Source organism: Vibrio sp. JC009 (assembly GCF_029016485.1).
In the GTDB taxonomy this organism is placed as follows: domain Bacteria; phylum Pseudomonadota; class Gammaproteobacteria; order Enterobacterales; family Vibrionaceae; genus Vibrio.
In genome coordinates this window covers 2,424,442-2,444,619 of record NZ_CP092106.1, presented here as the reverse complement: position 1 = coordinate 2,444,619, position 20,178 = coordinate 2,424,442, and the positions used below count along the sequence as shown (strand labels likewise).

At 45.6% G+C, this 20,178-nt stretch carries 20 protein-coding genes and 1 tRNA gene; 5 read left to right on the top strand and 16 right to left on the bottom strand.

What is annotated here, in order from left to right; translation table 11 throughout:
• Positions 1-73 precede the first annotated feature (73 nt).
• The gene (locus tag L3Q72_RS10870; RefSeq protein WP_275129969.1) at positions 74-1,084 is read left to right on the top strand and encodes a LacI family DNA-binding transcriptional regulator; all 1,011 of its coding nucleotides are present in this window, start codon (positions 74-76) and stop codon (positions 1,082-1,084) included.
• 31 nt (positions 1,085-1,115) lie between these two features.
• On the opposite strand, the gene bcp is transcribed toward L3Q72_RS10870, so the two are convergent.
• A complete protein-coding gene (bcp, locus tag L3Q72_RS10865) occupies positions 1,116-1,577 on the bottom strand; it encodes a thioredoxin-dependent thiol peroxidase (RefSeq protein WP_275129968.1) in 462 nt (153 codons plus the stop codon).
• Between the two features lie 49 nt (positions 1,578-1,626).
• Positions 1,627-2,169 carry a glycine cleavage system protein R gene (locus L3Q72_RS10860; protein WP_275129967.1) on the bottom strand — a complete coding sequence of 181 codons (543 nt, stop codon included), beginning with the start codon at positions 2,167-2,169 and terminating at the stop codon, positions 1,627-1,629.
• A 195-nt stretch (positions 2,170-2,364) separates the two neighbouring features.
• On the opposite strand from L3Q72_RS10860, the gene dapA reads away from it, so the two are divergent.
• Positions 2,365-3,243: a 4-hydroxy-tetrahydrodipicolinate synthase gene (gene dapA / locus L3Q72_RS10855; RefSeq protein ID WP_275129966.1), complete on the top strand. Its 879-nt coding sequence runs from the start codon at positions 2,365-2,367 to the stop codon at positions 3,241-3,243.
• 74 nt (positions 3,244-3,317) lie between these two features.
• Positions 3,318-4,337 (top strand): outer membrane protein assembly factor BamC, encoded by a 1,020-nt coding sequence (gene bamC / locus L3Q72_RS10850; RefSeq protein ID WP_275129965.1) that lies wholly within the window; start codon positions 3,318-3,320, stop codon positions 4,335-4,337.
• A 32-nt stretch (positions 4,338-4,369) separates the two neighbouring features.
• Here the strand turns inward: bamC and L3Q72_RS10845 are convergent, their stop codons facing one another.
• The 4 genes from L3Q72_RS10845 to L3Q72_RS10830 are packed head-to-tail and all read right to left on the bottom strand — an operon-like array spanning position 4,370 to position 6,787.
• Positions 4,370-4,579: a DUF2897 family protein gene (locus L3Q72_RS10845; protein WP_275129964.1), complete on the bottom strand. Its 210-nt coding sequence runs from the start codon at positions 4,577-4,579 to the stop codon at positions 4,370-4,372.
• A gap of 3 nt (positions 4,580-4,582) precedes the next feature.
• Positions 4,583-5,260 carry a M15 family metallopeptidase gene (locus L3Q72_RS10840; RefSeq protein WP_275129963.1) on the bottom strand — a complete coding sequence of 226 codons (678 nt, stop codon included), beginning with the start codon at positions 5,258-5,260 and terminating at the stop codon, positions 4,583-4,585.
• 10 nt (positions 5,261-5,270) lie between these two features.
• Entirely contained in the window at positions 5,271-6,407 is a 1,137-nt protein-coding gene (dapE, locus tag L3Q72_RS10835) for a succinyl-diaminopimelate desuccinylase (RefSeq protein ID WP_275129962.1), read from the bottom strand.
• Between the two features lie 29 nt (positions 6,408-6,436).
• Positions 6,437-6,787, bottom strand: a complete 351-nt coding sequence (locus L3Q72_RS10830; RefSeq protein WP_275129961.1) for an ArsC family reductase — start codon at positions 6,785-6,787, stop codon at positions 6,437-6,439.
• A 216-nt stretch (positions 6,788-7,003) separates the two neighbouring features.
• Here L3Q72_RS10830 and L3Q72_RS10825 point away from each other — a divergent pair, with 216 nt between their 5' ends.
• Positions 7,004-7,291, top strand: a complete 288-nt coding sequence (locus L3Q72_RS10825) for a helix-turn-helix domain-containing protein (protein ID WP_275129960.1) — start codon at positions 7,004-7,006, stop codon at positions 7,289-7,291.
• 49 nt (positions 7,292-7,340) lie between these two features.
• Here L3Q72_RS10825 and L3Q72_RS10820 read toward each other — a convergent pair whose 3' ends face one another.
• Positions 7,341-8,201 carry a TraB/GumN family protein gene (locus tag L3Q72_RS10820; RefSeq protein WP_275129959.1) on the bottom strand — a complete coding sequence of 287 codons (861 nt, stop codon included), beginning with the start codon at positions 8,199-8,201 and terminating at the stop codon, positions 7,341-7,343.
• Between the two features lie 18 nt (positions 8,202-8,219).
• Positions 8,220-10,910: a heavy metal translocating P-type ATPase gene (locus L3Q72_RS10815; RefSeq protein WP_275129958.1), complete on the bottom strand. Its 2,691-nt coding sequence runs from the start codon at positions 10,908-10,910 to the stop codon at positions 8,220-8,222.
• Positions 10,911-11,370: 460 nt separating this feature from the next.
• On the opposite strand from L3Q72_RS10815, the gene gltX reads away from it, so the two are divergent.
• A complete protein-coding gene (gene gltX, locus L3Q72_RS10810) occupies positions 11,371-12,798 on the top strand; it encodes a glutamate--tRNA ligase (RefSeq protein WP_275129957.1) in 1,428 nt (475 codons plus the stop codon).
• Between the two features lie 87 nt (positions 12,799-12,885).
• Here gltX and L3Q72_RS10805 read toward each other — a convergent pair whose 3' ends face one another.
• From L3Q72_RS10805 to L3Q72_RS10770, 8 genes are all read right to left on the bottom strand, one after another.
• A complete protein-coding gene (locus L3Q72_RS10805; protein ID WP_275129956.1) occupies positions 12,886-13,392 on the bottom strand; it encodes a Fe3+-citrate ABC transporter substrate-binding protein in 507 nt (168 codons plus the stop codon).
• Between the two features lie 115 nt (positions 13,393-13,507).
• A tRNA-Arg gene (locus L3Q72_RS10800) sits at positions 13,508-13,583 on the bottom strand.
• 333 nt (positions 13,584-13,916) lie between these two features.
• Positions 13,917-15,260, bottom strand: coding sequence for an ISNCY family transposase (locus L3Q72_RS10795; protein WP_275129955.1), 1,344 nt, complete (start codon positions 15,258-15,260; stop codon positions 13,917-13,919).
• A 232-nt stretch (positions 15,261-15,492) separates the two neighbouring features.
• Complete coding sequence (gene eutM / locus L3Q72_RS10790; RefSeq protein WP_275129954.1) at positions 15,493-15,768, bottom strand: ethanolamine utilization microcompartment protein EutM; 276 nt, start codon at positions 15,766-15,768, stop codon at positions 15,493-15,495.
• A 33-nt stretch (positions 15,769-15,801) separates the two neighbouring features.
• Positions 15,802-17,259: an acetaldehyde dehydrogenase (acetylating) gene (locus L3Q72_RS10785; protein WP_275129953.1), complete on the bottom strand. Its 1,458-nt coding sequence runs from the start codon at positions 17,257-17,259 to the stop codon at positions 15,802-15,804.
• Positions 17,260-17,417: 158 nt separating this feature from the next.
• A complete protein-coding gene (locus L3Q72_RS10780; protein ID WP_275129952.1) occupies positions 17,418-18,254 on the bottom strand; it encodes a MerR family transcriptional regulator in 837 nt (278 codons plus the stop codon).
• 70 nt (positions 18,255-18,324) lie between these two features.
• Entirely contained in the window at positions 18,325-18,591 is a 267-nt protein-coding gene (locus tag L3Q72_RS10775; protein ID WP_275129951.1) for a hypothetical protein, read from the bottom strand.
• On the bottom strand, positions 18,588-19,685 hold the full coding sequence (locus tag L3Q72_RS10770) for a hypothetical protein (RefSeq protein WP_275129950.1): 1,098 nt from the start codon (positions 19,683-19,685) through the stop codon (positions 18,588-18,590). Before L3Q72_RS10770 ends, L3Q72_RS10775 begins: the two co-directional genes overlap by 4 nt.
• Positions 19,686-20,178 lie beyond the last annotated feature (493 nt).

The window sequence follows — 20,178 nt, the reverse complement described above, 5'->3', positions numbered from 1 at the left end:
GTAATTAATACCCTCGTAAGAGGGTATTTTGGTATATAATTCCGACGGTTTCAGTATTTATCGGCTAAATGTGATGACAGAAAAGAATGCAAACGTAACCTCTAAAGATGTGGCAAAACTGGCTGGCGTTTCTCAGTCAACGGTTTCGCGTGTATTTATGGACGGTAGCTCGGCATCAGAGAAAACCCGCGCCAAAGTATTAGAGGCAGCAAAGACTCTGAATTACCGGCCCAATGCATTTGCCCGCAGCCTGACCACCAAAGAATCAAAGCTGATAGGTCTGGTGTTTCCTGACGCGGACTACCCGATCCATATGGAAACCTTGCAACTGATCAGCTCGGAATTGCAGAGAAATGGCTATTCAGCCGTATTGATTCCCTGGGTTCTGGACGACCAGAGTCACCACACCATCCCCAATATTTTCCAGTATAAAGTTGACGGAGTGATTGCCGCTTCTGCGCAGTTTAATACGGCTTTATATGAGGAGTGTCGGGACTTCAATATCCCTATTGTTCAGTTTGCCCGTGTGGAGCAGGGAACAAAATGCAGTTATGCCATCAGTGATAACTACAGCGCCGGTCAGATAGCGGCCAATGAATTTATTGAGCGTGGTGCAAAACGCCTTGCTTATATCACAGGTGAGATACCGACGGTAACGAATGCTGAACGCTTTTCCGGTTTTACTGATGCTGCGAAAGATTTGCTCGGAAATGATCCCGTTTATCTTGAAGCCTACTATGGCTACGAAGCTGCACAGGATAAAATTCGTGAGTTACTGACTCAGGATGACAGGCCGGACGCCATTTTTTGTGCTACCGATATTATTGCTATGTCAGCAATGGACGTGGCTCGCTATGATTTGGGATTGTCGATCCCGGGCGATCTTCAGGTGCTGGGTTTTGATAACCTCCCGCAGGCCAACTGGAAAAGCTATCAGCTCTCTTCTTTCAAGCAGGATTATGGCCGTCTGGCCCGCGAGGCGGTGAAGATTGTGGTGAACCAGATCCATGAGCAGGATGACAGTCTGGTGAAGCTGATGATCCCGGCTCAGCTGGTGGACAGACAATCTTTGAAAGCGAAATAAGGCACCAGACGGTGCCTTATTTATCAGAGATCTACTTGTTGGTTAAATAGTCCAGAACCACTTCGTGGTGATCCTTGGTCTTAAACTTATTGAAGATATGTTCGAGGTTGCCCTGCTCATCAATCAGAAATGAGGTTCTGACCACGCCCATATTCTCCCGGCCCATAAATTTCTTAAGTTGCCAGACACCGTAATCTTCGCAGGTTGTGTGTTCCGGGTCTGCCAATAGCGTAAAATTCAGTTCCTGCTTATTGGTAAAGTTGGTCAGTTTCTTTGGTGTATCCGGGCTGACACCAAGAATAACCACGTTCAGTTTTTCCAGTTCAGCTTTAGAGTCTCTCAGCGCGCATGCCTGCACGGTACAACCCGGTGTGGAAGCTCTCGGGTAAAAGTACAGAAGCACCTTTTTACCGGCAAAATCACTAAGTGAAACCTGTTGTTCATTCTGGTCCAGCAGAGTAAAGGCTGGAGCGGGTTTTCCAATTTCTGGCATATTTTTATTTCCTTCAGGGCTGGCCCTGTTTGTTGAGCAATGGTGCGGATTATTGTCCGCTTTTTATAAAATTAAGTGTGCCTGATACGCTTAGCTTGTCGCACAGTTCATTAAACTCTTCCAGCAACTGCATCAGATTACACTCTGAATCTACGGTTGCCGTCATGGACAGCTGGAACTTGTCGCTATCCTGATGAATCTTTTCTTTTTCTATGGTCTGTGCTGAGAGAGAAGCGAGGCCAATATTCCGGTCGGCGAAGAACTGAGTGAACTGTTCGGTGAGGCCCGGCTTATCATCCGATTCCACGAATATTTCGACCGTGTAAGTGTCAACCATATCCTGATGCGGTGAGGTTCTCTTCATAATAGTGATCAGGTCATGTTCCTGACAGAGAACCGGCAGAGAGGTTTCAACCCGGGTTATGCTGTTGTTACTGCCGTTTAAAAGCATAATCAGGGTGAATTCATTTCCGAACAGTGCAATGCGGCTGTCGACAATATTGCAGCCGGCTTTGGTTACAAGGTGAACAATTTTATTCACTATACCAGGGCGGTCGGATCCAACCGCTGTAATAACAAGATGTTGAGTCATAGGTAAACTCTCTATCAAACGCTTTTTCTGCATACTAGCACAGTTAAAAGGAAGATAAATATTCCAGTTTATGCATCGGGAAGTGAGATAAGTTCAACTTATCGTTAATTTGTGGCGAACAAGGCGGTTTAATCCCTTGTGTTTACTGAGTTCCTTGCATTACTATGCCATAAGAAGAAATTAAGGGAGATAGACATGTTTTCAGGAAGTTTAGTTGCATTGGTAACACCGTTTTCAAGTGATGGCGAAGTCGATTTTGACAGCCTGAAGAAACTGGTGGACTACCATATTGAAGCGGGTACTGACGGAATTGTTGCCGTGGGCACAACCGGTGAGTCAGCGACGTTGACTGTGGAAGAACATGTCAAAGTAGTGAATAAAGTGGTTGAGTTTGTTGCAGGCCGGGTTCCTGTTATTGCCGGTACAGGCGCAAACGCGACACACGAAGCGATGACATTCAGCCGTCTGCTGAATGATTCTGGTATCGATGGCGTACTGAGTGTAACGCCATACTACAACAAGCCGACTCAGGAAGGCCTTTACCAGCATTACAAAGCGATTGCTGAAGTGAGTGAAGTTCCGGTGGTTCTTTACAACGTTCCAGGCCGTACAGCGGTTGACCTGAAACCTGAAACCGTTGCACGTCTGGCAAAACTGGACAAGATTGTGGCACTGAAGGATGCAACAGGCGATCTTGAAAGAGTTGCAATTCACCGTGAACTTTGTGGAGAAAATTTCGTCTTACTAAGTGGCGATGATGCAACCGGTCTGGAATTTGTCCGTTTAGGTGGTCAGGGCGTGATTTCGGTAACCAATAACATTGCTGCTAAAGATATGGCAGATATGTTTAAGCTGGCACTGAATGGTGAATATGAAGAAGCCGCTCAGATTGATGAGCGCTTGCAGACTCTGCATAAGAATCTGTTTATCGAATCCAGCCCGATCCCTGTTAAATGGGCGGCTCATAAGCTTGGTTTGATTGAAGATGGCCATCTTAGATTGCCGATGACTGAGCTGTCAGAAGAGGCTCAGCCTGTAGTGCAAAAGGCATTGGAAGACGCAGGTCTTCTATAATCCGCACCGGATTTTAGGCAGTATTACTCGGGACCAGCCTATCTGGTCTCGATTTTTTATTTTTAGGAGTACCAATGAAGTTTTCTCGTCAGCTGGTGGTGAGTTCACTGGCTGTTGTTGTTTTAAGTGCGTGTTCTGGCAGCCCGAAAGAGCGACGTCAGGCGAAAGATGATTTTGACTATCTGAAAACTGAGCCTTTTTCAACATGGGTAATGCCGGAAGATTCCGACCCTCAGTTCTATCCGAACTACGATATTCCCGCAGGTAACTTTGAGGGACCGATTGGACGTGACGTAGATATTCGTCCGCCTCAGCAGATCCTGGAGCTGATTCCGGGGGCGCGCTATGAGCAGCAGGGTGGTGAAGTAACCATGTGGCTGATCCGCGAAAATGAAGTAGAAAGTATCTGGCAAACGGCGCTGAATATGGCGGCGGAGCAGGGCATTGCACTAAGAGAAAACAGCGACGATTACGTTGAAACTGACTGGGTTGCATGGGAGTCTGAAGATGAAGACAGCCACCTTGAAGCCCGTTATGCTCTAAACCGTTTTGAAGCGAATAACCGCTACGGCTTTAAAGTTTCAATGCTGGAATGGCGTGAAGACGGTGTGGTGAAAGAGGTAAGCAAAACCAACCTTGAGCGCTACAACATCTTTATGACCAATCTGGTTACCTCCCGTTACGATCAGGATCTGCGTGAAGAAGCATTCCGTAAGGCGCAGGAGCTGGTTAAAAACATCCCTGTGATGATGGGGAAAGACAGAAGTGGCCTGCCGGTAATTATTGCAAGGGCTCAGTACAATGTGTTCTGGGAACGCGCAGTGGATATTCTACCTAAGATTGGCTTTGAACTTGAAGAGAGAAACCGCTCTCAGGGTTATATCAAAACCAAATACTCAGAGCCGGATGATGAGTTCTGGGAAAAAGTCGGCACTAAGCCTTTCGAACTGGCCGGAAGTAAATATACTTTCTCGCTGGGTGACTTAGGTAACCGTACGTCAATCTCAATTTCTGACTCATCAGGAAAGCCGGTCACTGAAGAAGTGCTGGAATCTATCGTTCCTGCGCTGGTTTCGGTTATTGGTGAAGAGTAATAATCACTAAATTAAAATGAAAAAAGGATGCGCTAAGCATCCTTTTTTGTATCCTGATGTTTTTCCGGGTGGGCTGCTTTGTCCAGTTCATTGAGCCTGTCCAGATCACTCTTTTGGCTCTGAGGTCCGCCCATAGGTCCGAATTTTACCTTTGCGGTGTATTTAAGAGCTGCAATATTCCCTCCGACGACACCGACAACCAGAAGAATGATCACCCAGGGATTAGTTAAAAATTCGACCATAACTTACTCCGGACAGATATTGATTACGTAATTAACGATAATGGTATCCAGATTCTGACGCACACTGTTAATACCAAGTATAGGCGCGTTTTGCAGTGCCTTGTCCAGATCGCTGACACAAAACTGTTGCAGACATGCCTGTGAGACAGAACTATGACTGATATGCCAGGGTTCAGGTGCAACACCGCCTAAGTCTTTTGCATAGGGGAAGAAAAAACCAAATTTACGCAGGTTTTGCTTTAGCCAGACAAAGAAACGGGCCTGATGACCGCTATGATATTCCCAGGGCTCTAACGCTAGCCTGGTATCTTCCGGCAACTCGTTTAACGCATAGACATCAAAGTCGGTACCCCAGTGGTGACGGCTTGCACCGGGCAGGGCTGACCAGCGGAGAATGGCCGAGATCTTTTCATCGTCTGAAAGGGTTTCAGTGACCAGTGGCTGGCTATCGTGATCAAGAACAGGGGTATCACCGGTGAATTTGCGGTTCCAGATAATCTGCTGGCGGGCGTAGTCGCGGAATCCGCTGGCAATCATCATCTCAAAACCGGCGCCTTTTGCGGCCGATACCAGGGCTATCAGATCCTCAGAAACCTGCCTGTGAACAAGCAGTGTCTGGAAGTGGGTTTCCACCTCTTCCAGATGGGTGTTTGTCTGTCCGGTCAGTTCCTGAGGCGTCATTTGCCATTCCTTATCGGCTAAGCAGCTTTTCCATGGTTCTTACGTACATATCGGTGAGCTTTTCCAGATCCGCGATATTTACACACTCATTTACCTTGTGAATGGTCGCATTTAGCGGGCCCAGCTCAATTACCTGACCGCCCATTCTCGCGATAAAGCGGCCGTCGGATGTACCGCCGGTGGTCAGCAACTCTGGTTTCTTATGGTTGATTTCTTCCACCGCTTCAACAACTGCATCCAGCAGTTCGCCGTGGTCAGTCAGGAATGGGTCGCCGTTAAAGGTCCAGTCCAGCTCATAGTCAAGGCCGTAGGAATCCAGTGTTGAGTGAACGCGGCGTACAATCTCATCGTTGCACAGCTCAGTGCTGAAACGCATATTAAACTGAACATTCAGCTCGCCCGGAATCACGTTTGATGCGCCCGTTCCGGCATGAATGTTAGGGATCTGGAAGCTGGTCGGCGGGAAGAATTCGTTGCCGTCATCCCACTTAGTGGTTGCAAGTTCAGCCAGCGCAGGCAGAGCCTGATGTACAGGGTTATTTGCCAGATGCGGGTAAGCAACGTGGCCCTGAGTGCCTTTTACTTTAATATCACCGGTAATTGAGCCGCGACGGCCGTTTTTAATAACGTCGCCGGTTTCGTTTGTGCTTGAAGGTTCGCCCACGATGCACATATCGATGTTTTCACCGCGCTCCATCAGAGTTTCAACCACTCTTACAGTACCGTTAATAAACGGCCCTTCTTCATCCGAGGTGATCAGAAAACCGATGGAACCTTTGTGGTCAGGATTACTGGCAATAAAACGCTCCACAGCCACAACCATACAGGCAAGTGACCCCTTCATATCCGCAGCGCCACGGCCATGCAGGTGACCGTCAATGACTGTTGGTTCAAAAGGAGGGGTGTGCCACTGATCTAAAGATCCGGCCGGAACCACATCAGTATGTCCGGCAAAGGCAAATAGCGGTGCTTCGGTGCCTCTGCGAGCCCAGAAGTTGGTGGTGTCTTCAAACACCATCACTTCGATCTCAAATCCTAACGCTTTTAATCTTTCTATCATGACATCCTGACAACCCGCATCTTCAGGTGTAATCGATTGACGGCTGATTAAATCTTTTGCTAATGCCAGTACTGGGCTGTCGCTCATCCTGTCTTCCTTGTATTTTTTTAATTCGTTTATTTACTAAATACAGCGCTATATTGCTCTGCTTTAAAACCGATATGATATGAGCCATCTATAGAAAGAATAGGCCTTTTTATCATAGCCGGGAACTCCACAAGCAATTTGATTGCACTGTTTTCATCAAGAGTGTCTTTCTGCTCCTGAGTCAGCTGCCTGTAGGTGGTGCCCCGTTTGTTCAGCACCTGCTCCCATCCGAGTTGATCACAAAAAGTTTTTACCAGTGCTTCGTCTACACCCTGCTTACGGTAGTCATGAAACTCAAATTCGATTTCCGCTGCCTGAAGCCATTTTTTGGCCTTTTTGATGGTGTCGCAGTTTGGAATGCCGTACATGGTAACAGTCATAATTACTCTCATTCTCAGATTGAATCTCTGAATCCTAACAGGAACGGGGGATAGTGACAAAGTGTTCATTTACTGAGGCTTCTGTCTGCGGTTTATCATTCTTATGAAATATATCTTTGCAAACCTGTTGCTTAGTGAATGGGTCTCTTTTGATCAAGCGCAAATTTGTTCTTAGAAAGTGAGAAATAATGTGCATAGACAAAATTGGGAGGTGTCATGGAATTAAGTCCTGTATTTGCCAGGCGTTTGTATTTAGCTCTTTTGGTTGAGAGCCTGGACAGGCCGAATGTACCAAAGTTGATTGAAAAAACGGGCTGGCCAAGACGCACAATTCAGGATGTATTAAAAGCTTTGCCGGGAATCGGTATAGAGCTGATGTTTGTTCAGGATGGAAAACGCCACAATGACGGTTACTACCAGTTGTCTGACTGGGGGCCTTTTGACAGTCAGTGGGTGATTGACCGCCAGAACGAGATAGCATCTACCCTGGAATGTCATAAATAAAAAATGCCGACATCAGTCGGCATTTTTTATGCGTTACGTTTTTATGGCATTAGCGGCAATCCGATATTTCTGATTCAGATAACTGCTCAAGCGAAAATCCACGTTGTTCAAGCAGCTCAATCAGGCTCTGTTTTCCGATAAGGTGCAAAGTACCGACTACCACCAGAAACTTACCCTGCTTTGGTAAAAAACGGTGATTATCCAGTCTGTTGGCCCAGTTCAGATTGCGGCTATAGAGAAAGGAGTCTGCCAGTTCGTTGCTGAGAACACTTTCTTCTGCCAGCTTGTTAAGACTGACTTTATCTCCGGATAGCCAGTTATCTTTCATACACCGGCTAACCTGTTTATTCTCTTCCCAGTTATCCAGGATATCGTTAATCAGTTCCCTTCCCACTTCACGGTTGGTAAAGAGTGAGAGCTGAAAATCAACACTTTCCAGCCCCATCAGAGGGATACCTTTTTGCTTTGCCTGATTAGACAGGTAAGTGTCTACTCCCCACTGATCCTGATAACCGAGCTGATTAAAGTAGCTAAGTTGCATCCAGAGTGCTGCCTGCCAGGTTGGTTGGCTTAGTAATACTTTATCGGAAAGCCCTATCTCTTTACTAATACGGGAAAGCTTCTGTTTCTGGATTGCGCTCAGGTATTCTCCTGTGATTTCCTGCTTCCCGGCAGGAAGCGTAGGGGCGCTGTCCATATCAATTTCCAGTATGACGGCGTCACTTTTGTCCAGAAACTGCAGTACAGGCTGCGGAAGCGGATACATATCCGGTTTTCCCAGGTGTATCGAACCCAGAATCATCAGCTCTTTTCCACCTTTAGTTGCTTTCCAGTACAGCGGTTCAGCACTGGCAAAGGAGCATAGCAGCAGTGTACTCAGAGCAAAGGATGTGGTCAGTTTACGCAACATAAATTTTTCCGAAGATGATTAGATATCTTTTATCTTAAACGATCTCAGCCTGTTAGCGTTAGTCACAACGGTAATGGAAGAGAGCGCCATAGCGGCACCGGCGACAACCGGGCTGAGCAAAAAGCCGGTAAGCGGATAGAGCGCACCGGCGGCAAGCGGAATGCCCAGTGAGTTATAGATAAATGCGCCGAACAGGTTCTCTTTCATATTTCTGACCGTGGCTTTTGACAGCTGAATCGCACTGTCAACGGCAACCGGTGACGAGTTAAGCAGGGTCATCTGCGCACTCTCAATGGCCACATCCGAGCCGCTACCCATGGCAATACCAATATTTGCCTGTGCAAGAGCGGGCGCATCATTGATGCCGTCTCCTACCATAGCCACATTTTTACCCCAGGCCTGAAGCTCCTGGATATGCTGTGCTTTTTCATCGGGAAGTACTTCTGAAATCACTTTTGTTATTCCGGCCTGTGCTGCGATTTTCTGGGCAACCACATGGTTATCACCGGTGAGCAGAATAACCTCTATGCCCTGTTTAGTGAGCTTTGTAACCGCTTCTTTCGCTTCTGGTTTAAGCGGATCGGCAATGGAAATAATACCGGCAATCTCCCCCTCTATCTGAACGACTACAGGTGTCCACGCATTTTCCAGGGGTTTTTGCAGCATATCTGAAGTGATTTCACCTCCAAGCTGACCTATAAAGTTAACCGAACCAATATGAATCTGCCTGCCATCAATCAGACCTGAGATGCCTTTTCCTCGCTGATTTTGGAATTGGACTACTTTTTGCGCGCTGAGTTGCTTCTCTTTTCCATAATCACAAATAGCTTTAGCTAAAGGGTGCTCTGAGTGGCTTTCCAGCGATATAGCGTATTTAAGCAGCTCGCTCTCGCTCATGTCTGAGCAGAGGCTGATATTCTGAACCATAGGTTTTCCCTGCGTCAGAGTACCGGTTTTATCAAAAACAACCGTATCTATCTTGCTGGCACTTTGCAGTACATCGGCGTCTCTTATCAGAATACCAAGCTCTGCGGCTTTACCGACTCCCGCTGTTACTGAAAGTGGAGTGGCAAGCCCCAGGGCGCAGGGGCAGGCGATAACCAGCACAGTGGTGGAGACAACCAGCATATAACTGACTTTCGGCTCCGGCCCGACAAAGAACCAGATCGTTGCAGCAAACAGTGCAATCAGAACCACAACCGGCACAAAGAGCGCTGATACCGAATCAGCCAGTCTGGCAATGGCAGGTTTGCTGCTTTGCGCCTGTCTGACCATATTGATAATCCGCGCCAGCATAGTATGGCTGCCAACGCCGGTGGCTGTGATCAGCAGGCTGCCGTCACTGTTGATGGTGCCCGCCGCTACCTGTTGTCCGGGTGTTTTATGTTTAGGGATAGGTTCCCCGGTAAGCATGCTTTCATCAACATAGGATTCGCCTTCCGTGACCAGACCATCTACCGGCACTTTTTCACCCGGTTTGATTCTCAGCAACATGCCTTTCTGCACATTTTCTATGGCGATATCTTTTTCACTTCCTTCTTCTACCAATGTGGCAGAGCGTGGCTGAAGCCCGATAAGCGCCTGCAGGGACTGAGTGGTCTTTAGCTTGGCTTTAGTCTCAATAAAGTGACCCAGAGAGATCAGACCGATAATCATAGCGCTGGCTTCAAAATAGACATGCCTTGATGACTCAGGGAACCAGTCCGGAGCCAGTACGACCAGAGCAGAGTAGATCCAGGCTGAACCCGTACCCAGAGCAACCAGCGTATCCATGGTCGCACGACGGTGCAGCAGAGACTGCCAGGCGTTTGTATAAAATGAGCGTCCAGCCGTAGCCAGAAGAACCAGACAGACAAGGCCGACAATTCCCCAGGCAAACTGATCCGACGGACTTTTTATCATCATATTGCCGCCAAGCAGTCCCCAGAGCATCAAAGCGCCGCCCACAGCGATAGCGGCAATTGCGCTCTGTTTGTACGCCTTTTGCTGCTGTTCAATCTGCTGCTGTAACTCAGATTGCTGATCGCTTGCATCATCAAGAATTCTGGCTTTATATCCTGCATCCTGAACAGACTGAATCAGACCCTCAACAATATCCGGCTTGTCAGAAGTGAGTGAAACCACGGCGCTTTGCTCTGCCAGATTAACCTGAGCCCGGGCAACACCTTCAGAAGCCAGGCAAGCCTTTTCAACCGAGGCAACACAACTGGCGCAGGTCATTCCTTCCAGCAACAGGTTGACCGAAACCTGCTGCGAAGAACTGTTTTGCTGTTCTTTAATTTTTTGTTCTGGCTCTTCTTCAGGTTTGGACGGGGTCTCAGCCTCAGTAGCATCTTTAGCCTGATAGCCAAGCCCTTCAACAATGTCTATCGCCTGCTGCTTGCTGATTAAACCGTAAAGGCTAAGGTGTTCTTTAGAGACCTCAAGCCGGACAACGTTATCCCGCTCTGAAAAAGCAGCGTTAACCTTAGCAACGCACTTACCACAGCCAAGGCCGGAAAGTGAAAGCTCAACAGTATTTCCCGGCTGATAATTAAGAGATGAGATTGTGTTAAACAGCGTTTCAACCGACTGAACCGAGGTAAGGGTTACACTCTCTTTAGAGATGGACTGAATTTCAGTACCGTCCAGTTCACTTAACGCGCCTTCCAGTTTTTTAACGCATTTACAACAGCTTAGCCCGCTCAACGGTATTTGATATTCACCCATCACTTACACCACAAATTATCCAGATAACCTAAAGATAAACCTTACCGCAAGGTCAAGGTCAACATATGTTTCGACTTTGCATACTTATATTCCTCGCTCCCACGCAGGAGCGTGGAACGAGATCTCCTCAGTAACATCAGGTGGAGGTGGGGTATCGATAAGCAGACCGTCCTCGCCATGGATGGCGAGTTCGAGCTACATGGATGTACTTGCAGCGTGTCTGTGTTCGATACCTCACCTCCGCCTGAAGCCCACCGATATCAAAGCGTCAGTGAAATGCATATATACCATTATGTTCGAAAAGATCATGGTAACCTCAAAGCTGTTAAATCTATTTCGGGAATAAAAAGCCGGTCTTAAACATAAACGTAAGTTGTAGATTTACAGTAGGGTGGTAAAATACCGCCACATTTTCAGGCCCATGCCTTAAATAGACTCATTCCAATCCAAGGTAACACTAATGACGGTTAAAACTCGTTTTGCTCCTAGCCCGACTGGCTATCTTCACGTAGGTGGTGCTCGTACAGCACTTTATTCATGGCTTTACGCTAAGAACCAGGGCGGTGAATTCGTACTGCGTATTGAAGACACAGACCTTGAACGCTCTACACAGGAAGCGGTTGATGCCATTCTTGAAGGCATGAGCTGGATGGGACTGGAGTGGGATGAAGGCCCGTACTTCCAGACAAAACGTTTTGACCGTTACAACGAAATGGTTGATAAGTTGCTTGCTGAAGACAAAGCATACAAGTGCTACGCGTCTAAAGAGCTGCTTGACGAAGTTCGTGCTGAGCAGGAAGGCAACAAAGAGATGCCTCGCTACGATGCAAACCACCCTAAAATCAAAGCAGCTAACGAAGCGGCAAAAGAGGGTGACCCTTGCGTAATTCGTTTCCGTAACCCAAAAGAAGGCACGGTAGTATTTGAAGACGAAATCCGTGGCCGCATTGAAATCGGCAACGACCAGCTGGATGACCTGATTATCCGCCGTACTGACGGTTCTCCGACTTACAACTTCTGCGTAGTAGTTGATGACTGGGATATGGGCATTACTCACGTTGTTCGTGGTGAAGACCATATCAACAATACACCTCGTCAGATCAACATCTACGAAGCACTGGGCGCTCCGGTTCCGACCTTTGCTCACTGTGCAATGATTCTGGGTGATGACGGCGCGAAACTTTCTAAGCGTCACGGCGCTGTATCTGTTATGCAGTACCGCGATGAAGGCTACCTGCCAAACGCACTGAACAACTACCTTGTTCGCCTTGGCTGGTCTCATGGTGATCAGGAAATCTTCACACCTGAAGAGATGGTTAAACTATTCAGTCTGGATGCAATCAGCAAGTCTGCATCTGCGTTTAACACTGATAAGCTGCTTTGGCTGAACAACCACTACATCAAAACGTCTGAGCCTGAGTATGTGGCTGAGCACCTTCAGTGGCACCTTGATAATCAGGGCATTAACAAAGAAAACGGCCCTGCGGTAACAGAAGTGATCAAGCTGGTTGGTGAGCGTTGTAACACGCTGGTGGAACTGGCTCAGCAGTCTCGCTACTTCTATGAAGATTTCTCTGAGTTTGAAGCCGGTGCTGCTAAGAAACATCTGCGTGGTGTTGCAAAAGGTCCGCTGGAACTTGCACTAAGCAAAGTTGAAGCTCTGAGCGAGTGGACAACAGAAAATCTTCACAACGTAATCAAAGAAGTGTGTGAAGAGCTTGAAATCGGTATGGGTAAAATCGGTATGCCACTGCGTGTTGCAGTAACCGGTGGCGGCCAGTCTCCTTCAGTTGATGCAGTAATGCAGCTGATTGGTCAGGAGCGTGTTGTTGCCCGTATTAAGATGGCTCTTGAGTTTATTGCTGAGCGTGAAGCTAACGCGCAATAATTGGTTACAGGTTACAGGTTACAGGTAAACTGGTGTACAAATGTAAAACCCGTTGGTATTTCCCAACGGGTTTTATTTTTTTGCGTGTTATTTTAGGTCTATGCTGTTCAGGCGGCCCATAAACATGAGTATCGGGATATTTTTCTTATGCGCTTCCAGCAGCGCGCGCTTTGTTATTGAGTAAGCTGCCAGTTTGCCGTGCTTCTTAATGGAGCAGAGTTTGCTGCGGTATTTGTGCTCGCCATCGTCTGTGTACTCGATCCATTTGGCGATGTAGTAGGGCTCTTTGTCATCCGGAGCTGATTTCTTGGTTCTGGCCTTATAGATGATTTTAGGTTCCAGATCATGCGGCAACCGTGTCATCAGATACGGGTCTTTCAGCAGCCTTCTCCAGTGTTTTCCCCACATTTCGGAGCCAAGTTCGTTTCTTAGCTTGATCGCCTTTTTCAGCGCTTTTTCCTCACCAAGACGTACAAAACCGACAGAGCGGTGCAGTATCGTGTCTTCTGGTGTGTGAATATGAAGCTTGAAAGCCGTCTTGCCCTTAGAAATGAATCTGTGTCCGGTATTTGTGACTAAGTTACTTCTACCCATAAATCGCTGTACTGAGTGATAGTTCTGTTAATACTTAATAGTATTGCATACGACTGGGAAATAGAAAAACAGAGAAGGTAAAAAATGCCTTACCGGACGGTATGATTTAGGAGAATGGCGTCCCCACCAGGACTCGAACCTGGATCGATCGCTTAGGAGGCGACTGTTCTATCCGGTTGAACTATGGGGACGCTGTGCAGAAAATTATTGTATACCAACTCTTTCTTTTAACCAAGCGTCCAACGACTAAGTGCTTATACTTCAATCAAGTACAGTTTTATAGGGTGCATTTTTATGGAATAATTTACGAGATAGTTCTCATCCAGAAACAGCAGATTTTAAGCACTTGTTCCATTGATCTAGCTCTGGTTGCTACTTTTCCGAAGCCTAATGTATGGTGATTGCGCACACGAAGTGTGCGATCACGATATTTTTTGCTCTTATTGGGCAATTAGTCAAAACGCAAACATTAAAAGCCCTGCCATCGTAGTGACTGGCGTGTATTTCCTTTTGGCAGGATAAGGTCAGTTGGCGGTTTCTATCCGCGCGAGTTGCAAGAGGTTATATGCCACACTTGAAGCCCAGACATAGGCCTTGAACTTCTCCAGACCTTTCCAGTTGCACCTCGACAGTCCGAAGCGACGTTTCAGGCAAGAGATGTTTCCTTCAACACCTGCCCTAAACTTATAAAGCTTTTTGTACACCCAGTCGCTTTTCACCATGTCTTCAACCTTCAGGCCGCGTTTTTTATTGAAGGCGACATCCTTAACCCCCATTTCCTTAGCCTTCGTAAGATTGTCCTGACTGGCGTACCCGCCATCGGCAGCAGCCTGTCTTGGAGCCCTGCCGTATATTTCCTTTTGCCTTTCCAACATAGGACACAATCTCGCGGCATCTGCCGGATTACCTTCTTCAATATAAACATCTAACACCAGGCCACTCTTACCTGTCGTCAGGTTTAGCTTGTGCCCATATTGAATGTCTCTGGAGCCTTTTCTGATGATATCGGTATGAGGCTCGAAGATGCTGAGTACCTTCTCCTGATGAGGAACGGATTCGCCATTAAACACCCTTCTTTGGGTTTGGCTAATCACTTTTTCTGTGAGCTCCAGGAGTGCTTTAGCTTCTTCTTCCAATTGTATAAATTGAAAGGATTCCCGTAGTTGGCTTTTGGGGTTAAGTGCCATGTACAAATAGTCACGGGTCTCTTTAGTATTAGCAATCAACCGTTTGTATTGCTTTACTCTGTTGCTTCCTCTGGAATAGGCGATGGCTTTCATGCGCCGTTTAGCTGCCCGGGTCCGGTCACAAAATGTAACGGCTCCCAGCTCCAGTACGGAGGCCATTTTCCGGAGCAGACGAACCATGACACGAACACAGTCCCAGAGAAGGTTGCTGTCGCTGGGTGGGGAGATATGAGTTTCAGTTACCGTACTGTCAATTCGGACCATTCTGCCTTTTTCAATTCCTTTTGCCGCTGCATCACTAAGCAGCAGACGATTAATCGCTTCCCAACTTGCCGCATCAATTTTGCTAATACAGGATTGTAAGCAGGAGCCGGAATAACGTATGGATGAATCAACTCTGGCAAAAGAGCTGTAACTTAATGAGTCCTGTAAATAGAAGCTGAGTTCGTCATAGGTTAATCCCATCATTTGTTTGAGCAATGCCGCTCTGACAATGGTATCAACAGTCAGCCCTTTGCGTCCGGTTTGCTTTGCCCCGGAAGTAAAAATAGCATTGGTTGCGATATCTAATATCGCGGGAATGGCGTCCAATCTCTCAGATATATTTTTTAATTGCTGGCCGGTCTCGTGCTCACCGTAAAATTCGAATATACTGATTTGTGGGTTGTGTGTTTCACGCATCCTAAACTCCGGTTTTTTTAATCTAGTCAATGAGTTAGCACTATTAACTATAGTAAATTTATCGGAGTTTTCCTTCTTTTTATCCTACATTTTTCAAATATTTCAATATGTTATCGTTTCTGGATGAGAACGAGATAATAAAGAAGAAGGAGGTGGCAGGCCTCCTTCTCATTCGCTTAGCCAAGTTCAGAACAATAATAGTGATGTATTGAGCATCGTTATTTTTGGAAACTTAGGCTTTAGGCAGGATTGTTTCTACTTCGCTATGTGGGCGAGGGATAACATGAATACTTACTAGCTCGCCTACATTTTGAGCAGCAGCGGCGCCTGCATCTGTGGCTGCTTTTACAGCACCAACATCACCACGTACCATAACAGTAACCAAACCACTACCGACTTGCTCACGTCCAACAAGTTCTACGTTTGCTGCTTTTACCATTGCGTCAGCAGCTTCTATTGCGCCAACCAAACCTTTAGTTTCAACCATTCCAAGTGCATTTAAAGACATGTTATTCTCTCTTCTTTATTTAATTGATTGATATCAAGCCATTTTCTTAAGCTCATTAACGATCATTTTAGTGATCATTTCTACATCTACTGAACCTTCGGTAGATGTTCCGTTAGTATCATTGGTGGGTGTATTGTGACTATAAGATAGCTCCTCCGTATCGTAGGCTACACGACGAATATCTATCAGGTGCTCTGGGGTAACGTTGTCAGAAGTAGAGCTTCCACCTACCGCACCACAGCCCAATGTAAAGGAAGGGAATAGATTCGTTGAAAGACCCACAGCTCCGTGCGTCGAAGGTGTATTTACCAACATTCGTGAAACCGGCTTTTTCAGGCCAAACGCACAGATAACAGATTCATCTTTGGAATGGATCGCTAAAGAGTGGCCTACCCCTCCGTTGTGAAGCAGCTGGACTGACAATTCACACGCTTCATTCCAGTCTTCCACCGTGTAATATCCCATCAGGGCGGTTAGCTTCTCTTTCGAGAATGGGTATGAAGGGCCCACTCCTGCCTCTTCTCCGATAAGAAGACGAGTATCTGACGGAACCGTTATTCCGGCTAAATTAGCAATATACTGTGCATCTCTACCGACGATTGCTGGGTTCATGGCGCCATTCGGGCGTTCCATTATTTTTTTCACGTTTTCAAGTTCGGTATTTTGAAGGAAATAGCCGCCCTGAGCTTTAAGGGTCGCTCTCACCTGAGCGTCAATCACCTTATCGGTAATAATAGCTTGTTCAGAAGCACAAATTGTTCCGTTGTCGAAGGTCTTGCTTGCCATTATTTTGGTCACGGCGTCACTGATATCTGCTGTGCGTTCAATATAAACCGGTACATTACCCGCGCCCACACCAAGCGCAGGGGTACCTGAGCTGTAGGCGGCTTTCACCATGCCCGGGCCACCAGTGGCCAGAATCAGGTCAACCTTGCGCATCAGCTCACCGCTACCTTCAATAGTAGGGATATTCATGACGCTCACCATGTCTTCACTGACACCACAAGAGCGTAGCGTGTCACGGATAAGTTCAACGGTTTTCCCGATACACTGACTGGCGCTAGGGTGTGGTGTAAATACGATGGCATTGCCTGACTTAATAGAAATCAGGGACTTATAAATGGTGGTAGAGGTTGGGTTGGTTGAAGGCACAATGCCTGCGATAACCCCGGTAGGGACAGCGATTTCGATGATTTTCTTAGAGATATCCTTGTTCACCACACCGATAGTTTTCATATCTTTAATGGCTGCGTACAGTTTTTCGCTCGCTAATATATTTTTAGTGGTTTTATCTTCTACTTTACCAAACCCGGTTTCTTCAACAGCGAGTTGTGCGAGTTCGCCCGCTTTATTAGTCGCTGCTTCAGCAATGGCCTTAACAATACTATCTACACGCTCCTGGGTTAGCTGAGCAAATTCATTCTGAGCGGTCCGAGCTGAGTGAATCAGAGCTCTTGCTTCTTGAATTGATAATAGATCTTTATCTACCATTATCTACGCCTCATAATTATTATGCGTTAAAATAAATGCGCTAAAATTAATATTTACCCAAGCCTTACATGTTTAAGGCTTTTCACTCAAAGCATATCCTTTCTCTTAAGGGGAAGGTCAACAATATCGTTAAAATAATTATGAATATGTCGGGTTATTCAACTAGAAATATTCCGTGTGGCAGGTATCATAATTTCAGTCACATATTTATCACTATCTTTAGTTGTCCAATAATCTATGACGTATCGTTCATAGCACTTGTCTTCAAGTGAGTAGTTATTTAATTTTGCCCACGTTGATATTTTTTCATAGGTTTCTTTTATAGTGGAGTGGCTTCCTATGTGATAGCACCTAGCCATGGTTTTACCACCGATAAAACGGGTTTTATCTGATGGGCAGGGAGTAGCCGTTTTTTGTAAAATACATGTTTCTTTTGCTTCTCCAGTAATACGTTCCCGATGTGAATTGAACTGCAGCATCACTGGCCCTACAATATTAGTATTCATCTTCTCGACATAATCTGTAAACTCAATATTGATAACTGAAGCTCGAAGATCTTTGTTAAAGTCTTGTTTTAAAAAGAGATAATTATCGCCTGAGAAAAATTGCACCGAAACGTCAGTGTTTTGGTTCTCTTGAACACTTCTTGCTTCGAGTATGAGATTATGCCAATCGTTTACTGAGTTATACCTAACTTCTAAATCTCTTTTTTCTTTAAAAAGCTCGGACATTTTGCTCTTGAAAACTTCTTGCAAAACATTGTCAATATCACAATCTCTACAAGAAATTAGAGGGCTCATTTCATCGAGTGTAAATCCCATTTGTTTATAGTATTTTATAATTGGGATGAGGCTAAGGCTATCGTCTGTATAATAACGATAGTTGTTAGAGTTTAATCTTTTTGGTTTAATTAACCCTATTTTATCATAATAACGAAGTGCTTTAGCTGAGATGTTGCATAACTTGCTGGCATCGCTAATTGAATACTTATTCAACTTAAAATCCTCCAATTACTTGTTATTATAAAAGTTGAGAGTGTCACAAAACACTCTCAACTTATTAAGGTTAATCAACGATATAGCGATTTATAGTTTTAGCACCTTCCTCATGTGCTCTAAAATACAAAATCAATTCATTATCCTCTGACAATGTGCTTCCGGCACTTTCGAGCAAACCGTTAGCTTCTGCAGTTAGTAAAGCTTCTAAAATAGAGTTTTTAGTAAAGGCTTTAAACGAGCCATATATTGGATTAAGTGAGTCCATTACCTCAATTGTGCTGGCCTTTTCAACGGTAGTGAAATATTTTAATATCGCATAGTTTAATGGTTTCATTGATTGTTATCCTTTTTGAATAGGTCCATTGGGTTCATAGCAATGACTAAAATACCAAAAACCATGATTATCGCTGCAAGCCAGGCAATCGGAGCCATTGTCCAACCGGCAATACCGAAGGCTATACCCAGAACTACCCAACAACATAATGGTCCCCAGAAAGAGAATGTGCCGTTACAAGCCATGCCCAATGGAGCCCCGCACATAGCATTGCCTTTATACCAGAACATAAATGCTCCATATGCTGCTAAGCCTGCAATAACGAAATATGGCATGGATTGAGAGTCAGCCAATGCTTCAAATATCATCGCGGTTCCATTTTCGCCGGCAATAAGCCCAAAGATAGGAACCAGAAGAATCAAGTTAGTTAACCCCGAAGTTACCTGACGTATAGTGATGCCAATTTCCGGATCAATCATAGAAGTACCGTAACCAGCTACGCAGCCTTCGAAGCCCCAAAATAGAGCGGCAAGGAAGCCAAAAAAGATGCCTAGCATCACGGTTTCAGAAGCGTCACCATCCAAGCCAGCGGTTCCGCCAATAAGAACACTGGCAAAAAAGCAGATAGCAATACCTAGCATCATACGAGCGGTTAGTTCCTGCTTGAAAAGGATCCGAGCCAGAATGGCACCGATAGCCGGGCACAGGGCACTGATAGGGACAACAATGGAGCCTGCCATCTGCAACCCGACCACATAGGCTGTACTTGCTAACGGGCCGCCAATAATCGCGGATGCTACCATGATTGCACCGGGCTTGGTTCTTATTGAGCGAGTGAAGTCCCCCAAACGGCCCCGCACCCCAGCAATACCTAATGCCCATATTGCGCTAGATGAGTCTGTTAAAGCAGCCCCAATGGCGGCAAGAAGATAGGTTGTTGCAAAAACAGAGAGACCAGAGCCTTCTCCATACCAGACACTCCATATACCCATAGACATCGCCAGGGTCATGAAGGCGGTATAAAATCCGTATGAAAGCCCTGAAAATAAAGCAGTAGAAACCCCTTTTTTACGAAAGTCACTCCTTAGTTTTTTTTCTGCGCTATCGGAAGTTGGGATGTTAATAGCACTATCTAACAATGTTGTTTTTTCCATGTGTTAAATGCCCTTTTTATAGATACGTTATTGGAATATTAGTTATTGCTGTAGGCATAAATGCCAAGATGTTCTCCATTTTTAATATGCTTTTTTATTAGTATAAAATAGTGTTAAATTTTCAAACTCTTGCGCATTTAACAAGACTCTTACATCACTGCAACATGAGAGTGTGTTTAATAGCTCAATCATTGAATGTGAAACTTTGGAGAACTTAATAATATTAACCGTAGCGAAGATATACTCATTTTACGGGATGTTAATTAATGGTTTTTTCCTTTGTGATGCTTATCACTATGATTATTGAATAGAGGGTAAAAAAAGTGATCTTAGTATTATGGTTAAGTTGATTATTTAACTGAATTTAAATTTGCTGATAATTACTCTTAATAACGATGTGATTTTATGTGCAAATTTATGCGAGATACTTGATAGTGGGTAGTAATATGAGCGAGTTCAAATTATTTAGTTCCTGTTAGTAAAACAATATTGA

What these genes read in the sequence shown, in the direction of transcription:
- L3Q72_RS10860 (WP_275129967.1), bottom strand. Translation starts at nt 2,169, where the DNA reads ATGACTCAACATCTTGTTATTACAGCGGTTGGATCCGACCGCCCTGGT.
- L3Q72_RS10830 (WP_275129961.1), bottom strand. Translation starts at nt 6,787, where the DNA reads ATGACTGTTACCATGTACGGCATTCCAAACTGCGACACCATCAAAAAG.
- L3Q72_RS10870 (WP_275129969.1), top strand. Translation starts at nt 74, where the DNA reads ATGACAGAAAAGAATGCAAACGTAACCTCTAAAGATGTGGCAAAACTG.
- L3Q72_RS10825 (WP_275129960.1), top strand. Translation starts at nt 7,004, where the DNA reads ATGGAATTAAGTCCTGTATTTGCCAGGCGTTTGTATTTAGCTCTTTTG.
- L3Q72_RS10775 (WP_275129951.1), bottom strand. Translation starts at nt 18,591, where the DNA reads ATGAAACCATTAAACTATGCGATATTAAAATATTTCACTACCGTTGAA.
- L3Q72_RS10805 (WP_275129956.1), bottom strand. Translation starts at nt 13,392, where the DNA reads ATGGGTAGAAGTAACTTAGTCACAAATACCGGACACAGATTCATTTCT.
- L3Q72_RS10840 (WP_275129963.1), bottom strand. Translation starts at nt 5,260, where the DNA reads ATGACGCCTCAGGAACTGACCGGACAGACAAACACCCATCTGGAAGAG.
- gltX (WP_275129957.1), top strand. Translation starts at nt 11,371, where the DNA reads ATGACGGTTAAAACTCGTTTTGCTCCTAGCCCGACTGGCTATCTTCAC.
- L3Q72_RS10815 (WP_275129958.1), bottom strand. Translation starts at nt 10,910, where the DNA reads ATGGGTGAATATCAAATACCGTTGAGCGGGCTAAGCTGTTGTAAATGC.
- L3Q72_RS10820 (WP_275129959.1), bottom strand. Translation starts at nt 8,201, where the DNA reads ATGTTGCGTAAACTGACCACATCCTTTGCTCTGAGTACACTGCTGCTA.
- dapE (WP_275129962.1), bottom strand. Translation starts at nt 6,407, where the DNA reads ATGAGCGACAGCCCAGTACTGGCATTAGCAAAAGATTTAATCAGCCGT.
- L3Q72_RS10795 (WP_275129955.1), bottom strand. Translation starts at nt 15,260, where the DNA reads ATGCGTGAAACACACAACCCACAAATCAGTATATTCGAATTTTACGGT.
- L3Q72_RS10785 (WP_275129953.1), bottom strand. Translation starts at nt 17,259, where the DNA reads ATGGTAGATAAAGATCTATTATCAATTCAAGAAGCAAGAGCTCTGATT.
- dapA (WP_275129966.1), top strand. Translation starts at nt 2,365, where the DNA reads ATGTTTTCAGGAAGTTTAGTTGCATTGGTAACACCGTTTTCAAGTGAT.
- bamC (WP_275129965.1), top strand. Translation starts at nt 3,318, where the DNA reads ATGAAGTTTTCTCGTCAGCTGGTGGTGAGTTCACTGGCTGTTGTTGTT.
- L3Q72_RS10845 (WP_275129964.1), bottom strand. Translation starts at nt 4,579, where the DNA reads ATGGTCGAATTTTTAACTAATCCCTGGGTGATCATTCTTCTGGTTGTC.
- L3Q72_RS10770 (WP_275129950.1), bottom strand. Translation starts at nt 19,685, where the DNA reads ATGGAAAAAACAACATTGTTAGATAGTGCTATTAACATCCCAACTTCC.
- eutM (WP_275129954.1), bottom strand. Translation starts at nt 15,768, where the DNA reads ATGTCTTTAAATGCACTTGGAATGGTTGAAACTAAAGGTTTGGTTGGC.
- bcp (WP_275129968.1), bottom strand. Translation starts at nt 1,577, where the DNA reads ATGCCAGAAATTGGAAAACCCGCTCCAGCCTTTACTCTGCTGGACCAG.